This window comes from Serratia sp. 14-2641, assembly GCF_001692375.1.
Classification (GTDB): domain Bacteria; phylum Pseudomonadota; class Gammaproteobacteria; order Enterobacterales; family Enterobacteriaceae; genus Chania; species Chania fonticola_C.
On sequence record NZ_LXKR01000022.1, the window covers coordinates 32,519 to 52,224 of the forward strand.

Consider the following 19,706-nt stretch of genomic DNA (forward strand, 5'->3'; position numbering starts at 1 on the left):
GTTGTAACTCCTGTCCCCATGGGGGAGCGTCGGCTTATCCACAGGGCAAAACCGCAGGGCGCAAGGGCTGCGGAGGGTGTGGATGATATTGTGGATAACTACTACATATAGGTGATTGAATCTCTATGGGCACTATATATGGGTGTGGTGCCGATTTTTTTGACGTGGGTCAAAGAATGGGGGGAGCAGTTTGAACCCTGTACAGTTACCCGTTACAGGAATATTTGTAACCCTTGCTATCAGCGGCTTGAATGGAAAATGCCGATTATCCGAAAGATTGTTAAAGCGTGATTGCGATCGCATCAAGCAGAAGGGCGACGAAAATGCGCCAGTAAAAAATCGACCCAGACGCGCACCCGTGGCGGCAGATCTGCCGAGGCATAGTAGAGCCAGATTTGCGTGGGTTTTGGCCAGTGATCTTGCAGCACTGGTAGCAAGGTTCCCTGGGCAAAATGCGGTTCCACATACCAGCGCGACAGGCAAACTATGCCCAGCCCGGCCAGCGCGGAATCTAGCAACATCTCCGGGCTGTTGGCAGTCAGGCGGCCATGCAGATCCAGTGTTTTGTGTGCCAGTGGCCATTTTACATTACGCCCGGTGGCCGGATTGCGGTGCAGCAGGCAGCTATGTTGCAGCAGATCTTCCGGCACCTGCGGTGTGCCATGTTGGGCAAGGTAACCGGGGGCGGCAACCAATAGCATCTGCATCGGGTAGAGCGGGCGTGCCACCAGCCGGCTATCGGGATCGACCTGGCTGCCGATGCCCACATCAAAGCCTTCACCGACCAGGTTCACCACCCGGGCATCCAGCGACAGATCCAGATCGATCATCGGGTAGCGTTGTAAAAACTCAGGGATCAGCGGCATCAGTACCTGGCGGCCAAAGCCAGGGATCATGCTGACGCGTACGCTACCGGCAGGAGGGAGTTGTGCGCCCCCGGCCAGCTCCAGCGTGGTGATCAGCGCTTGCCATAGCGGTGCCACCTGTTCCAGCAGGGCTTTGCCTTCGTCAGTCAGCACCACGCTGTGGGTGTTGCGTTGGAACAGCCGCAGCGCCAGCTTCTCTTCCAGCACGCGGATATTCTTGCTGATCGCTGCCGGGGTCACGCCCAGCTGGCGTGCAGCAGCGGAGAAGTTTTGTGTCTGAGCGGCGCTGAGAAACGCCGGTAACAGGCGGTGCACGTCAATCGGCAGCGACATAGTGGTTGATACTTTAGGTTGAAGTTAATGTGACTGTTTACAGACTACACCGGAAACGGAGTAAATGAAAAAATGGCTTACTTTCGATAAACAAGGATTTCCCCATGTCGCGTATTTTAGTGTTGGCCGCTCACCGTTTCCCTGACGACTCCCGTATCAATAAAGCGCTGATCGAGGCGCTGCGTCCTTTACCTAACGTCACCGTGCATGAACTGATGCGCGTTTACCCTGACTACCAGATTGATGTGGCCCGCGAGCAGGAACTGTTGCAGGCGCACGATGTGGTGGTGATGCTGTTTCCGTTCTATTGGTACAGCTCACCGGCGATCCTCAGCGAATGGCAGGATGCGGTATTAACCCACGGTTTCGCCTATGGCAGCGAAGGTACCCAACTGCAGGGTAAGCCTTTGCAACTGGTGGTCAGCACCGGGGGCAACGCGCAGGCCTATTCACCGGCAGGGTATAACCGCTATCCGGTGGCTGACCTGCTGCGGCCGTTTAACGCCGTCGCTAACCTGACTGGCATGGATTACCTGCCGCCACACCTGGTGCAGGGCGTATTTGATATGAGCGATGAAGTGTTGGCTCAGGAAGTGACGAAGGTAGTGAAACTGGTACAGAGTTTTTAAGTTCGGGGACATCGTGAACACTTAACACCGAAGTTTGCTGCTCGGTGGTAAGTGTGGCCCCCGCTTGATGACTAGCTCGGGCTACTCCCTCTCCCTTTGGGAGAGGGTTGAGGGTGAGGGGCCGTATTACAGAATACCCGCGCCGATTGGGAACAGCGGATCGACAGAATCGTGCGGCACGTCCTCTTTCTGGTCCAGTACCGCCTGCCAGCTGGATGGCAGCTCAAACGGTAATTTACCCTGTGCCTTGCTCTTGCCGGTGATCACATCCAGCACCGCCTCATCGGATGCGCCGAAGTTGGCCAGCAATACGTCGGTTTTATCCACGATGTTGGTCAGGATCGCCGGGCGATCGAGGTAAACGGAAATCACCGTTGGAATGTTGAGCGCCTTCACCTGTTTGATCAACTGATAGTCTTCACTGCCGCTGTAAGTGCCAGCTTTCTGATCCAGCACCACGGTATCGGCATCGTCAAAGCCCAGTTGGCCGAAGTTGACCGAAACGCCAAACGGGTAGTGCGGATCGTTCTGATGCGGTGTATCTACTCGCAGGATGGCGATGTCTGCCTCCTCCGGCGTAGCGACGACTTCCAACCCATAGCGTGCCGCCACGGTAGCGTTGACGTTATGCAGGAACACCTTCTTGCCGCTCAGCGCCAATGGCAACAGGGAGTTATTATTCTGCAACAGGATCTGCGCACGGCGCTGTGCATCATCCCCTTTCTGCTGGAACTCCGCGTTGCCGACAATGTTCACCGCTTTGGCTTCGTCCACGTAAGGTTTCTCAAACAGCCCCAGCTCAAACTTCTGCTGCAAAATACGTGTGACGGAAGCGTCGATGGTGGCGATCGGCAGCTGTTGTTGGTTGATGGCTTCTATCAGATCGCTGGGATCGCTGGTACCACCGAACTGATCGATCCCGGCTTCCACCGCTTTCACTACACGTTCCTGGCGGGTGAGGTTCTCAACGCCCCACGACATGCCGATCCCGGCAGCCCAAGGCGAGACTCCGGCGGCGATGTCGGCATCGCTGATACCGGTGGCGCATTTACCTTCGCAGCTTTCCAGGATGCCCCAGTCACTCAGCACTACGCCGGTGAAGCCAAAGCGGCCACGCAGCATCTCGGTCAACACCTGCTTATTAAAGCCAAAACCCACTTCTTCAATCAGCTGATCCTTGTACCACAGGTTGATCGGTTGGCCGTAATAGGGCATCACCGAGGCCACATTGGCGGCAAATGCCCCTTCGAACGGTACCAGGTGGTATTCCAGATTCTCACCTGGGTAAACCTGCTCTTTGCCAAAGATGTTGTGTGGATCCAACCCGCCAAGCTGTGGACCGCCACCGGCAAAGTGTTTTACCACGGTGATGACGCTGTCTTGGGTCAAGCCTTTATCACCATGCTGGAAGCCTTCGATATAAGCTTGCACCTGGCGTTTGGCGAGCTGGTTATCCTCACCAAAGGTACCGTTGATACGGCCCCAGCGCGGTTCGGTGGCAAGGTCGGCCTGCGGTGATAACGCCATATGGATGCCAACGGCCCGGTACTCCTGACGGGCAATATCACCAAAGGTTTTGGACAGTGCCGTATCATCGATTGCTGCCAGGCCGAGCGGTTCCGGCCATTGTGAGAAACTGCCTGCCGCGACGCTGGTGGCATTAGGATCGTTAACGAAGTGGTTGCGCGGGTCGGTACTGATGGTCACCGGAATACCGAGGCGAGACTTCTCGGCCATTTCCTGCAGCGCATTGTTATCGGCGGAAATATGCTGTGGATCGCCTGCCATACGGGTAATGAAGGTGTTGACGAAGCGTTGGTTAACATCTTCTTCGGCGGCGCTGATATCGACGCGGCCAGCACCATCGAGGCCAATGGTACCATGCATCATGGCACCGGCTTTTTCTTCCACGTTCATGCGGGCGGTCAGGTCGCGGGCGCGGGTGGTGCTATCAAGACGCCAGTCTTCATAAGGGTCTAGCTGGCCGTTTTTATTCAGATCTTTAAATTTCAGCCCGTCGACGGTAAGCGTGGGAATATTTCTGCTCTCCAGCTCCGCCTGATTGCTCGGAGTAATCTTGGTGTCATTATTGTCACAGCCGGTCAATCCGGCGGCGAATAAACCACTGACTATAAATATCGACTTCCTTTTGATGGTCATAAAAATGCTCCATTTCACGAGAGGTAAAAAGGCCGATGGAAAAAATCAGTCTGGTGGTTTATTTGAAAATAGTTATATTTATTATGTGTTTATTATTTTAAGCTAATTTTTTCCTATTATTACATGTTTTTTTTACAGCGTGAAATAAATCTATTTACGATTTGGGATATCCTTCACATTTTGATTTGGATGCAGATCTTTTTACGCCTGAAATAGCGTAATGATGATTTAGGAAGAAATTTAGGGAAGTTAAGTGAAAGCAAGAATAATTGTACAGGTGACTTATTTATTCGGGGAATAATAAAGGTCAGTTACTTGGTGTTAAATATATGATTCAACAGCAGGGCGTCGCGGTGTGATCCGCTGCTTGTTGGCCCCTGCCTGGCGCTGAGTAACAGAGAAAGTGTTCCCAGCGCCAATTTCATTGTTCGATACATGCAAAATCATTGTTTTTAAAACAATTATGCATGGATTTTAGCAAACAACTCCCGGTGACCAATCAGGACTCCAGCAGCCACCAACTCGCTTCGAAAGGCCGCAAAACTCCGGCCCGTGGCTGCTCTACAGCATCCATATAGTTGCTGATCAGTGGGCGCCACAGTTCAGAAAATTCAACGCCTGCGGCATCCCATGCCAACGGTTCGCGGCTCAGGTTCGCAACGACCAGCAACCGTTGCCCATTCCAGCTACGTTGATAACACCACAATGCCGGGTGAGCCGGGGCCAGATCCTGATAGTCACCGTGAGTCAGCAGCGGATACTGCTTGCGCAGGGCGATCAGATGGCGATAAGCGTAAAACACCGAATCCCGATCGGCCAATGCCGCCGTGGCATTAATCTGCGGGTAGTTCTCTGCACAGGCGATCCACGGCGTACCGGTGGTGAAGCCAGCGTGGGTTGTTGCGTCCCACTGCATCGGCGTACGACCATTGTCCCGTGATTTGTTGGCAAGAATAGCCAACAGTTCGTCTTCGTTTCTTCCCTGAGCCTGCAGTTCGGCGTACATATTCAGGCTTTCCACATCGCGATAGCTTTCGATCTGCTGGAAGCCCGGATTGGTCATGCCGATCTCTTCACCCTGATAGATATACGGCGTGCCCTGCATACCGTGTAGCACCATCGCCAGCATCTTGGCAGCGGTGACTCGCAGCTCGCCCTCGTCGCCAAAGCGCGAAACGATGCGCGGCTGGTCGTGATTACACCAGAACAGGGCGTTCCAGGCGCGGTTATGCATGCCTTGCTGCCAGTGGTGGAAAATCTGCTTCAGTTCGACGTAATCCGGCGCGGCCAACGTCCATTTCTGCCCGTTGGCATAGTCCACTTTCAGGTGGTGGAAGTTGAAGGTCATCGACAGCTCGGCACCGCTTTGCGCCGCATACTGCTGGCAATGCTCCAGCGAGGTTGAAGACATCTCGCCCACGGTCATCAGGCCGCGTGGCTGGAACACGTCGCGGCTCATCTCCTGCAAAAACTCATGAATGCGCGGGCCGTCGGTGTAGAAACGGCGGCCATCGCCCTGGCTATCGCTTGGGAAGTCCTGCTGCTTGGACACCAGGTTGATTACGTCAAGGCGCAGCCCATCCACGCCTTTGTCTGCCCAGAACTGGCACACTTTTTTTAGCTCTTCGCGCACCGGTGGGTGTTCCCAGTTCAGGTCGGCCTGCTCGGTAGCAAACAGGTGCAGGTAGTATTGGCCGCTGTCGGCGTGCCATTGCCAGGCGTTGCCGCCAAACTTGGAACGCCAGTTGTTGGGCAGGGCATCACCTTCGCCATCGCGCCAGATGTAGAACTGGCGTAGCGGGCTGGCAGGATCCTGCGCAGCCTTAAACCACGGATGCTCGGTGGAGGTGTGGTTAAACACCATATCCATCACGATACGGATACTGCGCTGGTGGGCCTGCGCCACCAGGTGTTCGAAGTCGGCCATGGTGCCGTAAGCCGGATCGATGGCGCAGTAATCGGCGACGTCGTAGCCATTATCGACCTGAGGCGAGACATAGACCGGCGTTAGCCAGATGGCATCGACGCCCAGCTCTTGCAAATAGTCCAGCCGTTGGGCCACCCCGGCCAGATCGCCATAGCCGTTACCGGTGCTGTCCTGGAAGCTCTTCGGATAGATTTGATAAATAACGCCGTTCTGCCACCAGGGAATTACATTGCTCATAAAAAAATACCTTTCAGTTTAAACCGGTAACTCGCCGCGGCTGGCTTTGCGTTTGTAAACCATCATGGTCAGCAGCAGCGGGATCACTACGGCCACCAGGATAGCTACGGAGTAGATCAGCCAGAACTGCGGTTGGATAGACAGGATGCCCGGCAGGCCGCCCACGCCGATGCCGTTAGCCATCACGCCGGTCAGGCCACAAATCAAGCCTGCGAAGGCGGAGCCGATCATCGCACACAGCATAGGGAAGCGATATTTCAGGTTGATACCGTACATGGCTGGTTCGGTCACGCCGAGATAGGCGGAGATAGCGGCCGGTACGGAAATCTCACGTTCGTTGGCCTTGCGGCTGACGATGATGATGCCCAGCACCGCCGAGGCCTGCGCGATATTGGACAGGGCAATCAGTGGCCAGACTGGGGTGCCGCCCATGCTTTGGATCATCTGCATATCGATCGCCAGCGTGGTCTGATGCACCCCGGTGATCACCAACGGTGCATACAGGAAGCCAAACAGTGCCGCGCCGATCGGGGCGAAACTGCCGGTCATCACCCACTTCACCGCCCAGGCTACGCCATCACCAATCATGCGGCCAAACGGACCGATCAGCGTGTGTGCCAAGAACACGGCCAGCAGCAGAGAAACCACCGGCACCACCACCAGATACAGATAGTCCGGCACGATCTTTTTCAGACGGGTTTCGATCCAGCCCAGCGCCATACCGGCGAGGATCGACGGGATCACCTGTGCCTGATAGCCCACTTTCTCAATGGTGAACCAGCCAAAGTTCCATACTTCCGGCACTTGCTGGCCGAGCAGGTAGGAGTTCATCAACTGCGGGGAGACCAGGGTGATCCCCATCACGATGCCGAGCACCGGGGTACCGCCCATCTTCTTCACCGTTGACCAACAGATGGCCACCGGCAGGAACATAAAGATGGCTTCGCCCAATAGCCACAGGAAGTCGTAAATGGTTTTCCAGGCTGGGTGCATCTGGGCCAGCGTTTGGCCGCCGGACATCGGGATATCGCCGATCACGTTGCGGAAACCCAGGATCAAACCGCCGCTGATCAGTGCTGGCAGCAGTGGGAAGAAGATCTCGGCGAAGTGGGAGATGCCGCGTTCGAACCAGGTCATGTTTTGGCGAGCGGCCAGCTTGGCCTGCTCCTTATCAGCTTCGTTGATGCCGGTGGTGGCAATTAACGCCTGATAGTAATCACCAACTTCGGGGCCAATCACCACCTGGAACTGCCCGGCGTTGGTGAAGCAGCCTTTGACCATGCGCAACTGCTCAATCTCTTTCGGCTTGGCCTTGGCGGGATCGTTAAGAACGAAACGCAGGCGGGTAATGCAGTGGCTGACGGTGGCGATATTCTCGCGGCCACCCACCAGCACGATCAGGCGATCGATGTCCTGCTGCTGAACTTTGCTCATTATGGCACCTTTGTTATCAGTGAGGCTCAGAGGTATTGATGTTTTTAAGCTTAGTCACTTGGCCGTGGTTATTAAATGGGAACGTTCCCAACTTGCGGTAAGGATCACAAAACGAACAACAAAGCTTCAGGTAGCGTCACAACGAATTCTGGTTACGTTACGAAGGGGGCACCGCATGGTGCGCCCGTCGTCAGGCAAGTTTGCAGGGGATAATGATTTGGCGGATGCTCAGTTCACCACTCAACTGGCCCAGCAGTTGAAGGGCCGCTTGCTGCCCAGCAGTGCCATAACCCAATTCAACGGAAAACGTCTCTGGGAACAAAAAGTTGAGCATCGGAGTGTTACCGATGGCGCACACCTGGATTGGCGTAATCTGTTGCTGTTGCAGGTACTTCATCGCACCTAGCGCGATGGTATCAGAGGCACATACCAGCGCGGTGGTTTGTGGTTCAATCACGTTGGCGGCCTGTTGGAAACCGCTCTGATAGCTCAGTTCTCCCAGTGCCACGACCGGCGAGATCTTCTGTTCGCGACAGGTATCCAGATAGGCCTGATGGCGACGCATCCCGGTAGTGGCATCGGACTCTTGTACGCCAAGGTAGCTGATATGGCTATGACCCTGCTTGCGTAAGCGCTGCATCAGCAGTTTCACGGCACCTTCATCGTCATAACAAACCGAGGAGATCCCCGGATATTCGCGGGCGACCACCACCATCTTTTCCTGCCACGGTTTGAGCATGGCACCAGTCAGGCCGGTAAAACCGAACAGGATCACGCCGTCAACGTTACGCTGGCGCAGTACGTTGAGGTGCTCCTCTACCAGCCGGGTCTCAAACTGGCTTTCCATCACGATCGGATCGAAGCCCTGCTGATACAGCAGCGGCAGCATGGTGCGCACGGCCTGATTTTCCGAAGGGGAATCCAGACGGGAAACGATAATGGCGACCACTTTGTCGCTCTGGCCGCGCATGGCACGCGCCGATTTTGATGGGGTAAACCCCTGGCTGCGGATCACCGCCTCCACCCGTTCACGGGTTTGCGGGCTTACGCTGCCTTCGTTATTCATCACGCGTGAGACGGTAGACTTGCCTACCCCGCTCAGGCGGGCGATATCCTTGATTGTCAGCCGGTTTTGCATGGTTTACTTATCGTTTAGGTTATGAGGCTTAAACTTACAACATCCCACTTATGCTCGCTACCATAGCGCATTTTAACGCGCGGATCTTGGTGCGCAGCCCATAGTGTTGCAAAACGGAATGGCCGCCTTTGCCGTTCCCACTTTTTCTTTACCGGAGGTAAATCCCTGAATGGATCCTGATCCGAGCCCCGACACTACTCATTCGGTTCCCCGGTAAAACCTCTCCGCTCTGCGTTGCTGTTTTACCGGTTTAGGTAAGCAGCGGCACTTGTTCGATAGTTCGCCTCTGTTGTGATTGAAAATCAGTGATCTGCTCCGGCGGAGGATTTTTGGCGCGTCCGAAAATCGTGCCAGCGGGCCGATCCGCCGTTCACCCACTGCCGTGAGGCGCTGGGCAATGAGGTGCGAACGATGAAATTTAAACAAATCCCCCGTCGGCTGCTGGGTCTGCTCAGCCGTAATTTGCCACGCCGCCTGGTACGGCGTGATGCGCTGTTGGAAAGCGTCAGTGGATCGGCGCAAGAGCTGCCTGCCGGTTTGGCGCAACAACGTCTGGAATGTGCCGCCGCCAGCGCGATGCAGCTGTATGAGCGTTTCAACAGCCACCCGGAAGGCATCACCGAGCAGGAAGCAGAAACCGCACGCGGCCAGTTTGGCAGCAACACCATCGAAAACCAGCTGGCCGAAAGTTGGTGGAAGCATTTGTGGCACTGCTACAGCAACCCCTTCAACCTCCTGTTGACCGTACTGGGGTTGATTTCCTATGCCACCGAAGATCTGATTGCTGCGCTGGTAATTGGCCTGATGGTGCTGATCTCCACGCTGCTGCACTTTATTCAGGAAGCCCGCTCCAACAAGGCGGCGGATGCGCTGAAGGCGATGGTCAGCAACACCGCAACGGTGTACCGCAGTGACGCGCATACCGGTAAAAGCGAGCATAGCGAGCTGCCGATCTCACAGCTGGTGCCTGGCGATATCATCAAGCTATCGGCTGGGGATATGATCCCGGCGGATCTGCGGTTGCTCTCTGCCAAAGATCTGTTTATCAGCCAGGCAGCGCTGACCGGTGAATCGCTGCCGGTAGAAAAAGTGGCGGATCCCCGTGGCCAGGTGAGCGATCCGTTGGAGTGCCAAAACCTGTGTTTCATGGGCACCAACGTCGTCAGCGGTACCGCGCTGGCCATGGTGATCGGCACTGGCAGCGAAACCTACTTCGGCCAGTTGGCGCAGCGGGTGACCAGCCAGGATGAGCAACCCAACGCCTTCCAGGCAGGGATCAGCAAAGTGAGCTGGTTGTTGATCCGCTTCATGTTGGTGATGACGCCGATCGTGCTGCTGATTAACGGCTTCACCAAAGGCGACTGGTGGGAGGCGGCGCTGTTTGCGCTCTCGGTGGCCGTGGGGCTGACGCCGGAAATGTTGCCGATGATCGTCACCTCTACCTTGGCGAAAGGGGCGGTCAAACTGTCGCGCCAGAAGGTGATCGTCAAACGTCTGGACGCGATCCAGAACTTTGGCGCGATGGATATTCTGTGCACTGATAAAACCGGCACGCTGACCCAGGATAAAATTGTGCTGGAGCGCCATACCGACGTGTTTGGTGCCAACAGCGAGCGGGTGCTGCGCTATGCCTGGCTGAACAGCTTCTACCAGACCGGGCTGAAAAATCTGCTGGATGTGGCAGTGCTGACCTGTGCCGACGAAAGCCAACAGCCGGACGCGTTGCAGCATTACCGCAAAGTGGACGAGATCCCGTTCGATTTCGAACGCCGCCGCATGTCAGTGGTGGTAGCGAAAGAGGCGCAGTACCACGAACTGATCTGCAAGGGCGCACTGGAAGAAATGCTGTCGATCTGTAGCCACGTGCGGCAGGAAGATGAGGTGATCCCGCTCAGCGAAGCGCTGCTGGCGCGCATCCGTCGTGTTACCGACGAGCTTAACCAGCAAGGGCTGCGCGTGGTGGCGGTGGCCAACAAGATCCTGCCAGCGACGGATCATGAGTATGGCGTGGCGGATGAGTCGGATCTGATCCTCGAAGGTTATATCGCCTTCCTCGATCCGCCGAAGGAGAGCACCGCACCGGCATTGGCTGCGCTGAAAAAGAATGGCGTGACCGTCAAAATCCTCACCGGTGACAACGAACTGGTCGCCGCCAAGGTGTGTAAGGACGTGGGGCTGGATGCGGAGCATATCCTGCGTGGCAGCGAGATCGAATTGATGGACGACGCCACGCTGGTAGCAGCGGCTGCGCGTACCACGGTGTTTGCCAAGCTGACGCCGCTGCACAAAGAACGCATCGTCCAACTGCTGCGTAAGCAGGGTCACGTGGTGGGCTTTATGGGCGACGGTATCAACGATGCCCCGGCGCTGCGCGCGGCGGATATCGGCATATCGGTGGACTCGGCGGTGGATATCGCCAAGGAAGCGGCGGATATTATCCTGTTGGAAAAAAGCCTGATGGTGCTGGAGCAGGGGGTGATCGAAGGCCGCCGTACTTTTGCCAACATGCTGAAATACATCAAGATGACCGCCAGCTCCAACTTCGGTAACGTCTTCAGCGTGCTGATCGCCAGCGCCTTTTTACCTTTCCTACCGATGTTACCGCTGCATCTGTTGATCCAGAACCTGCTGTACGATATTTCACAGATTGCCATTCCGTTCGACAACGTTGATGACGATCAGATCACCAAGCCACAGCGTTGGAACTCCGGCGATCTGGGGCGCTTTATGGTGTTCTTCGGGCCGATCAGCTCGATCTTCGACGTGCTGACCTTTGCCCTGATGTGGTACGTGTTCCAGGCTAATACGCCGGAAATGCAGACGCTGTTCCAGTCTGGCTGGTTTGTGGAAGGGCTGCTGTCGCAGACGCTGATCGTCCATATGATCCGTACGCGTAAAATTCCGTTTATTCAGAGTCGCCCATCTTGGCCGCTGTGTGTGATGACGTTGGCGGTGATCGCCGTCGGTATCGGCCTGACCTTCTCGCCGCTGGCTGGCTTCCTGCAGTTGCAGGCGTTGCCGCTGAGCTACTTCCCTTGGCTGGTGCTGATCCTGGCGGGCTACATGGTACTGACCCAGTGTGTGAAAGGCTGGTTTGTCCGCCGGTATGGCTGGCAGTAAATTTGCTGATGGTGAGGTGAGGAGGGAAATCTCCTCACCGCCAAATCAATCTGTGATCCATCGCACCGTTTTGCCCCTGCGGTTGGACATCTCTCCCCAGCTCAGTCTTTATCTACTTCCTTGGCTAGATTGATTTTTTCCTCTGAGGAATTTCCGATGCATAAACCCTTCAGTTATACGCTACTGGCTTCTTCGCTGTTATTTTCCCTGAATGCGCTGGCTCAACCGGCTGGCGGTCTGCCGCTGATGCCCTGGCCGCAGCAGGTTGAGTTAGCTCAGCCGCAAGGCAAGCTGGTGCTGGATTACCGCTTATCGTTCAACGTTCAGGGGGAAGACTTGAGCGAAGCGCAGGCTCGCTGGCGCGATCGCCTGGAACGCCAAACCGGTTGGACGTTGGCCCCACAGGACGAGAAAAACCAAGCGGCAACGATCAACATCATCATCAAACATCAGGTTGCAGCCCAGCCGCTACCGGACAGCGATGAAAGCTACCAGCTCAAGGTCACGCCGCAGGGTGCCACGCTGACGGCCAACACACGCTTCGGTGCATTACGCGGTATGGAAACACTGCTGCAACTGGTGCAGACCGATGGCGAAAACACCTTTATGCCGTTGGTGAATATTACCGACGTTCCGCGTTTTCCTTGGCGAGGCGTGCTGCTGGATTCGGCGCGCCATTTCCTGCCGGTGGAGGATATTCTGCGGCAGCTTGATGGGATGGCGGCGGCCAAACTCAACGTATTCCACTGGCATCTGACCGACGATCAGGGCTGGCGATTTGCTTCCGAGCACTATCCAAAGCTACAGCAACTGGCCAGTGACGGTCATTTCTACACCCGTGAACAGATGAAGCAGGTCGTTGCCTACGCCGCGGCGCGGGGCATCCGCGTGGTGCCAGAAATCGATCTGCCGGGTCATGCTTCTACCATTGCCGTGGCGTATCCAGAACTGCTTAGTGCGCCGGGGCCGTATCAAATGGAACGCCATTGGGGGGTCCACAAGCCGACGCTCGATCCTTCGAACGACAAGGTTTATCAGTTTGTCGACGGCATCATTGGCGAACTGGTGGCGATCTTCCCCGATCCTTATCTGCATATCGGTGGCGATGAGGTGGATGCCACCCAGTGGAAAGCGTCAAAAACTATCCAGGCGTTTATGCAGCAGAACCAGCTAGCGGATGCCCATGCGCTGCAGGCCTTCTTCAACCAGAAGCTGGAAAAAATCCTTGAACAACATCAGCGCCGTATGGTGGGTTGGGATGAGATTTACCATCCTACCTTGCCGCGTACCATCGTGATCCAATCCTGGCGTGGGCCAGATTCTTTGGGGGCCAGTGCACAGGACGGCTACCAAGGCATTCTTTCCACCGGTTTCTATCTCGATCAGCCGCACAGCACCGCCTATCACTATCGCAATGAAATTTTGCCGCAACCACTGGGGGTAGATACCAACGTGCAGGCGGGGGATCAGGCGCAGAGCTGGCAATTCAGCATGCCGCGTTTCAAGGGGAGCCCGGTAGAAGGCACCTTCACGCTGATCGAAGGCAAGCAGGGATGGCGTGGTTTTATCGATTTCAAAGACAAATCGCGGCGTGCAGTGCGGGACATCGAATGGCGCACTCCAGAACAGGTAACCTTCCGCATTGATACCTGGATGGGCGACACGCGCCCGGTGTTCACCTTGCAACAGGATCAACTGAGCGGTTACACGTTGGTGGGCAACGTGCGCTATCCAACCAGCGGCAGTAAATTGGCTGCGATCCCGCCGGGTGTGATGCCAGTGGTACCGGATGAACAGCATCAGGCCAATATTCTGGGGGGCGAAGCCGCCTTCTGGGCGGAAAACATTCGCGCACCGGTGCTCGATCTCAAGCTGTGGCCAAGAACCTTTGCCGTGGCGGAGCGTATGTGGTCGGCCAAGGATGTGACCAACGAGGACAATATGTACCAACGCCTGGCTGCGATAGATGCCTGGTCGGTGGTGTCTGTTGGCCTGCAACAGCACGCTGAAACGGCGCGTGAGTTTACCCGTTTGGCTAACAGCGTAGATATCACCCCATTGCAGATCTTGGCCGAAGCGGTGGAGCCGGGGCAGTATTACACCCGTCAGCACCTCAAGTTCAAGGCAGGTAATTACCATCAATTTGAGCCACTTAACCGCTTTGCTGATGCCATTCCCCCGGAAAGTGCGGCGGTACGCGATCTCGATCAGCAAGTGGCGTTGCTGCTCAAAGACAAGAACCATCGGGCGGCGGCGGAGGCGATCCGTGAACGGCTACAACGCTGGCAACGTAACGGTGCACCAGTGAAGCAGGTGATAGCCGGTAACGTGGTGATGAAGGATTTGGCTCCGGTGGCGCAGGATGTCAGCGCGTTGGCGGATTTGGGCTTGATGCTGCTGGAACGCTATCAGCAAGGGAAGCCCTTGAATAAAGCCGAGGCAGAACAGGCCCAGCAACAGCTGGACGCGGCAGCACAGATCCGGGATGAAGTCGTGATTGCGGCGGTGTACCCGCTGGAAATGCTGTTGCGCGCGGTGGCGGTGCGCTAACCGGGCAGGGATGGCGCGGTTAAGACTGCGCCAACCAACTATCCCAGATGGGCACCGGCTGTAGTTGCTCCAGCAGGAAATCGATAAATGCACGCACCTTGGGGTTGCTGTAGCGGCTGGGAAAATACAGGGCATACAGGCCGTGGGTCGGGTGAGTCAGTTTATCGTCCAGCGCCAGCGGAACCAGGGCACCTTGCTCAATCAAATCGCCCAACAGATAAGTGGGCAGATAGGCAATGCCTTGGTTTTCCAGCACCGATTTCAACAGTACCAGGCTGCTGTTGGCCTGGATCGGGGTACGTGTCTTCAAGTGGTGGGCGACGCCCTGTTCATCAAGGGTTTTCCATACCGGGGTCAAGCCAGGATAAATCAGGCACTGATGATGGGTTAAATCCTGAATGGAATGCGGCGTACCGTAATTCTCGAGATATTTCGGGCTGGCGCAATAGGCCCAATTAACCGTGGCTAATTTACGCATTGCATAATTAATAGGCGGCTCCGAAGAAATGCGCAATGCGATATCAAAGTTAGTTTCATTAAGGTTAACAAAGTTGTCGTTAAGGTTAATATATAAATCAACATCGGGGCAACGCTCACGAAAATGATTCGCCAACGTTGCCAAATGGGAATAACCAAAAGCCATAGAGCAGGTTATCCGTAATTCACCATTGGGGTGATTATAGTAACCGGCGGTGGTGTTGAGCGATTCATTAAAGTCCAGCAATAGTTGCGTTGCACGATTGTATAAGTATTGGCCAGGTTCGGTGAGCGTAAAGCTGCGCGTGGTTCTCTTGATTAAGGTGGTGCCCAACTGACCTTCTAGCTGTGACAAGCTCTTGCTGACCGCCGAGGGTGAGACGTTCAGGTGTGCGGCAGCCTCCGACAGCCCACCACATTCTACAATTTTGACCAGAACTTCCAGTTGCTTTAACGACGCTAGGCTGCTCATTTTTTCCTTTAATTCACGAGTGATTTCATTAAACGGTACGAATGCGCTATTACATCGCTGCGAACAAGATGCCATTATTAATAGCAGAATACGCGGTACCGTACCGGATCACAACTAAACACCAAGGGGTGACCTGTCTCACACAAGTCACATATTACTGTAGAGAAAAATTAAAAAGTGACTTAAGTCACATGAATAAAAATAAGGAATTGAATATGTGGAAACGTTTAGAACCCTACAAATCATCATTTATTCTGCTATTTGCCTTAACGCTCGGGGGGATAGTTGGTATTTACGCGCCCGATATTGCGTTGAAATTACAGGCAATCGGTAAGATATTCCTTAACCTGCTGTTTATGATTATCGTGCCGTTGGTCAGTGTCAGCGTCATGTCCTCGATCGCCAGCATGACCGACCTGAAAAAGCTCGGGCGCATCATGGGGGTGATTTTCGCCGTTTCCATTGTGATGGCGTTGATACCTGCGGCCGGTATCGTCGGTTTGGCCACGCTGTTCAACCCCGCGCAGGGGGTCACCATCGAACTGGCGGAGAAGTTTAATGCCGGTGGTGGAGGTATGGACTTTGTCAGCATGGTGACCACCAACGACTTCGTCGGGCTACTGTCGAAATCCAACATCCTGGCGCTGATTATCATGTCCGTGATTGCCGGCATCGCTATCGGCCAGTCGGGTGAGCAGGGCAAGCGAGTGTCCAACTCGCTCAACGATCTCAACACCATCATCATGAAGATTGTGTCGATCATCATGAAGGGGGCACCCGTCGGGCTGGGCTGCTATTTTGCTTCCACCATGGCCAGCCAAGACTCACAGTTGCTGGTCACCTTTGCCAGAGCCATCGGTCTGTTCTTTGCTGCAACGCTTTTGTACTACGTTTTTGGCTCCATTTTTTACTCGTGGATTGGCGGCGGCATGCCTGCGATACGTGCCTTCTGGCGTAACGCCATCGAGCCTTCGGCCACCGCTCTGGGCACCTGTTCCTCTTTGGGCACCTTGCCAGCCAATATCCGCGCTGCCAAAGCGATGGGGATCAATCCGGAAATCGTGGACATCTCCCTGCCACTGCTGGTAAACCTGAATAAGGGCGGCGTGGCGATGATTGCGGCCCTGAAGATCGTGTTTATTTTCGCGGTGCTGGGGCTGGATTTCACGATAGAGACATTCTTCCTGACGATGCTGATTTCCGTGCTGTCGGCGATTATCGTGGGTGGCGTCCCCGGCGGGGCTTTCCTGGGTGAGATTTTCATTGTCACCACGCTGGGGCTGCCGTTAGAAACCATCCCGATGCTGGTGGTTCTGGGCACCATAACCGACGCCCCGGCCACGCTGATCAACGTCATACACGATCTCAATGCCGCACAAATTGTTGAGCGCTTTGCGGGCAAAAAGCCGCAGCCGGTCTCTGAAAACGCAGGTATTACGGATATAGCAGAAAAAATCGCGTAAGGGTTGCTGCATAGCCCTACGCACCTGATTAACGATAAAAGCAGGCAAATTGTTATGACATCTAAAAAAATAGAAACCGCCCTGGTCACCGCTGGCCGTAAGCCTCGATTCACCCAAGGATCGGTCAACCCGGTGATCCAACGCGCCTCTTCCTTAACCTTCGATACGGTGAAGGCCAAAAAGTTTGCTACCGCCAACCGTGCCAAAGGGGAGTTATTCTACGGGCGTCGCGGCACCCTGACGCATTTCTCATTCCAGGACGCGATGGCCGAGCTGGAAGGCGGGGTAGGCTGCTCGCTTTACCCTTGTGGGGCGGCAGCTGTCACCAATGCTATCCTGGCGTTTGTTGCCAGTGGCGACCATATCCTGATGACCGGAGCCGCCTATGAGCCGACGCAGGATTTCTGCAACAAGATCCTGAGCAAGCTGGGCGTGGCAACCACCTATTATGACCCGCTGATCGGTGCTGGGATCGCCGAGCTGATCCAGCCCAATACCAAAGTGCTGTTCCTTGAATCTCCAAGCTCTATCACCATGGAAGTCCAGGACGTACCGGCAATGGTGAAGGCGGCCCGGGCGGTGAACCCAGATATCGTCATCATGATTGATAACACCTGGGCGGCGGGCATTCTGTTCAAGGCGCTGGATTATGACGTGGATATCTCTATTCAGGCCGGAACCAAATATATCATCGGCCATTCAGACGCGATGCTGGGTACCGCCGTGTCGAACGCCCGTTGCTGGGACCAACTGCGAGAGAACTCCTACCTGATGGGGCAAATGGCCGACGCGGATACCGCCTATAACGGCAGCCGTGGCCTGAGAACGCTGGGTGTGCGCCTCAAGCAGCACGAGATCAGCAGCATCGCCATTGCCGAATGGCTGGCAGCACGGCCAGAGGTGGAGCGGGTCAACCACCCGGCACTGTCTTCTTGCAAAGGGCATGAGTTCTTTCAGAGAGATTTCAGCGGTAGCTGCGGGTTATTCTCTTTTGTGCTGAAAGCCCGGTTGACGAACGAGCAGGTTGCCCACTATCTGGACCATTTTGAACACTTCAGCATGGCCTATTCGTGGGGGGGATTTGAATCGCTGATCCTGGCCAACCAGCCGGAAGAACTGAACGAAATTCGTCCGGCAGCCAAGGTGGACTTTACCGGCACGTTAGTGCGCGTTCATATTGGTTTTGAGAATATTGACGACCTGATCGCCGATTTGGAAGCGGGATTTGCGCGTCTGAAGTGACCCCTCACCCTAACCCTCTCCCACAGGGAGAGGGGACCGACCGAGTGTTTTTGAAATTGTAGTGACTAACCTTGGCTCTGGGCGCTATAACCTCTTTACTTCCAAAAGAGCAGAGGCTATTAGCTCCCTCTACTTGGGGAAATGCAGAGGGGACTGTACATGCCACAGATTGACTATGATCGGTTTACATGTCACAGACTAACTCCCGCGCCTGATAATAGCACTGAACTGGCTCCCTCTCCTTGGGGAGAGGGTTGGGGTGAGGGGGCATACACCTTGACTAAACCAGAACATTTCAATCACCTTTCCCAATCCAATCCCAACAGTGATTAGCGGCATTTAAACCGGCCAGGAATTTCTATTGAGAGCGGAAAGTCCCAGGTGTAGGCTAGCGTCATTTATCATCAATATGGTTTCAATGACAAGGATCCGTCATGTTGCAGAAAATCGTGCTGCTGTGCCTCGGGTTAGCCGCCAGCGCACTGGCGCAGGCAGATTGCACCCCGCAATCGCTTGAACGCCTCAATCAAGCCACCAGAAGCGCACTCACAGAGCTACAGGCCGTCAAGGATGATGCGGAAGAGGGCGGTGATACCGCTGTTTCCGCCGTTGCCCGCGAACAACTCCATAAGTACAAGGATGCCTTGGTGAAGGGGATCGATGGCCATCTCAGTTGCAGCTCCACAGACAGCGATGACGCCTCACTTCAGCAAGCGCTGTTACCCATGGTCGCTTTGCCAGTACAAGCGCCGGAATCGAACTTCTATGGCTCAGAGCCAGGTTTTGAAGTCACCCGCCAGCCTGAATTCCCCGATATCATCTTGATCCGCAGTGGGTTTGCTATTCCCTGTGGCGACGACAACGTGCTGCTTGCCTATCAGCGGCATGAGGGGAAATGGAGCCGCATTCTGCGCTGGCAAAGCGATGACTATCAGAAGATTTCGGGTGCTTTTGGCGACAACTTTACCTACCACCTGATCCCTTCCCCACAGTCAATCGCAACACCCAGAATGGTAGTGGCACAGGGTACACCCTGGTGCACGTCTCGGTGGAGCGTGTTTCAACTCAATTTGATTGAATTGGCAACGCAGAATGCGCAGCAGCATACGCTATTTCATACTCAGGAAGGTTATATCCGCTTTACGGACGACGACACGCCAGCACTACGTCTTAAAACCACCCCGCAGGGGTTTGAAGTGCGGGCAGAGGTAGGCATGTTGGATTCGGACGTGATGACGCGCCAAGGAATCTTCCGCTATCGCATCAAAGGCGAGCGGGTAGAGCGCATTCAACCGGCGGCCATGAACGGGCGCGATTTTGTGGATGAATGGTTACAGGTTGACGACGAGACGGCAAACCGCTGGAGTATGCCACAGGCTGCCAGCGCACTGGCAGAACAGCACCAGTTGTTGAGAAACCGCTCTGGAAATTACGGGGCAGTGCGCCAGTGCAAGGGTAAACCAGAACGTTATCAGGTCGAGATGCTGTTTAGTGCGCGTGATGCATCCCGCTCAAAACCTGCGGCTGCGGAACAGCAGACCTATTTTATGATTCAACCGATTGTCGGTGGTTTTATGATGGAATCCGTTTCCACGCAGGCCGATCCTGAATGCGCTAGCCGGGATATTATGGCTGGTCAGTAACCGCGAAGTAAAACG

The 19,706-nt window shown here is 55.2% G+C and carries 12 protein-coding genes; 6 read left to right on the plus strand and 6 right to left on the minus strand.

Annotated elements, in window-relative coordinates:
• Nucleotides 1–302: 302 nt before the first annotated feature.
• Entirely contained in the window at nt 303–1,199 is an 897-nt protein-coding gene (locus A6U95_RS09525; RefSeq protein WP_065684293.1) for a LysR family transcriptional regulator, read from the minus strand.
• A gap of 104 nt (nt 1,200–1,303) precedes the next feature.
• Here A6U95_RS09525 and A6U95_RS09530 point away from each other — a divergent pair, with 104 nt between their 5' ends.
• Complete coding sequence (locus A6U95_RS09530) at nt 1,304–1,828, plus strand: NAD(P)H-dependent oxidoreductase (protein WP_065684294.1); 525 nt, start codon at nt 1,304–1,306, stop codon at nt 1,826–1,828.
• Nucleotides 1,829–1,954: 126 nt separating this feature from the next.
• Here the strand turns inward: A6U95_RS09530 and A6U95_RS09535 are convergent, their stop codons facing one another.
• From A6U95_RS09535 to treR, 4 genes are all read right to left on the minus strand, one after another.
• Nucleotides 1,955–3,988 carry a glycoside hydrolase family 3 N-terminal domain-containing protein gene (locus A6U95_RS09535; RefSeq protein ID WP_065684295.1) on the minus strand — a complete coding sequence of 678 codons (2,034 nt, stop codon included), beginning with the start codon at nt 3,986–3,988 and terminating at the stop codon, nt 1,955–1,957.
• A 499-nt stretch (nt 3,989–4,487) separates the two neighbouring features.
• Nucleotides 4,488–6,152, minus strand: a complete 1,665-nt coding sequence (gene treC, locus A6U95_RS09540; protein WP_065684296.1) for an alpha,alpha-phosphotrehalase — start codon at nt 6,150–6,152, stop codon at nt 4,488–4,490.
• 18 nt (nt 6,153–6,170) lie between these two features.
• Nucleotides 6,171–7,586, minus strand: coding sequence for a PTS trehalose transporter subunit IIBC (gene treB / locus A6U95_RS09545; protein ID WP_059199570.1), 1,416 nt, complete (start codon nt 7,584–7,586; stop codon nt 6,171–6,173).
• Between the two features lie 190 nt (nt 7,587–7,776).
• Entirely contained in the window at nt 7,777–8,724 is a 948-nt protein-coding gene (gene treR, locus A6U95_RS09550) for a trehalose operon repressor TreR (protein WP_065684297.1), read from the minus strand.
• Nucleotides 8,725–9,135: 411 nt separating this feature from the next.
• On the opposite strand from treR, the gene mgtA reads away from it, so the two are divergent.
• Nucleotides 9,136–11,844, plus strand: a complete 2,709-nt coding sequence (gene mgtA, locus A6U95_RS09555) for a magnesium-translocating P-type ATPase (protein ID WP_065684298.1) — start codon at nt 9,136–9,138, stop codon at nt 11,842–11,844.
• 156 nt (nt 11,845–12,000) lie between these two features.
• Entirely contained in the window at nt 12,001–14,394 is a 2,394-nt protein-coding gene (locus tag A6U95_RS09560) for a family 20 glycosylhydrolase (protein ID WP_065684299.1), read from the plus strand.
• 19 nt (nt 14,395–14,413) lie between these two features.
• On the opposite strand, the gene A6U95_RS09565 is transcribed toward A6U95_RS09560, so the two are convergent.
• Nucleotides 14,414–15,343: a LysR family transcriptional regulator gene (locus A6U95_RS09565; protein ID WP_065684300.1), complete on the minus strand. Its 930-nt coding sequence runs from the start codon at nt 15,341–15,343 to the stop codon at nt 14,414–14,416.
• 215 nt (nt 15,344–15,558) lie between these two features.
• Here A6U95_RS09565 and A6U95_RS09570 point away from each other — a divergent pair, with 215 nt between their 5' ends.
• From A6U95_RS09570 to A6U95_RS09580, 3 genes are all read left to right on the plus strand, one after another.
• The gene (locus tag A6U95_RS09570; RefSeq protein ID WP_065684301.1) at nt 15,559–16,806 is read left to right on the plus strand and encodes a dicarboxylate/amino acid:cation symporter; all 1,248 of its coding nucleotides are present in this window, start codon (nt 15,559–15,561) and stop codon (nt 16,804–16,806) included.
• 54 nt (nt 16,807–16,860) lie between these two features.
• Nucleotides 16,861–18,048: a cystathionine beta-lyase gene (gene metC, locus A6U95_RS09575; protein ID WP_065684302.1), complete on the plus strand. Its 1,188-nt coding sequence runs from the start codon at nt 16,861–16,863 to the stop codon at nt 18,046–18,048.
• Between the two features lie 434 nt (nt 18,049–18,482).
• Nucleotides 18,483–19,691 carry a hypothetical protein gene (locus tag A6U95_RS09580; RefSeq protein WP_065684303.1) on the plus strand — a complete coding sequence of 403 codons (1,209 nt, stop codon included), beginning with the start codon at nt 18,483–18,485 and terminating at the stop codon, nt 19,689–19,691.
• The last annotated feature ends 15 nt before the right edge of the window (nt 19,692–19,706 follow it).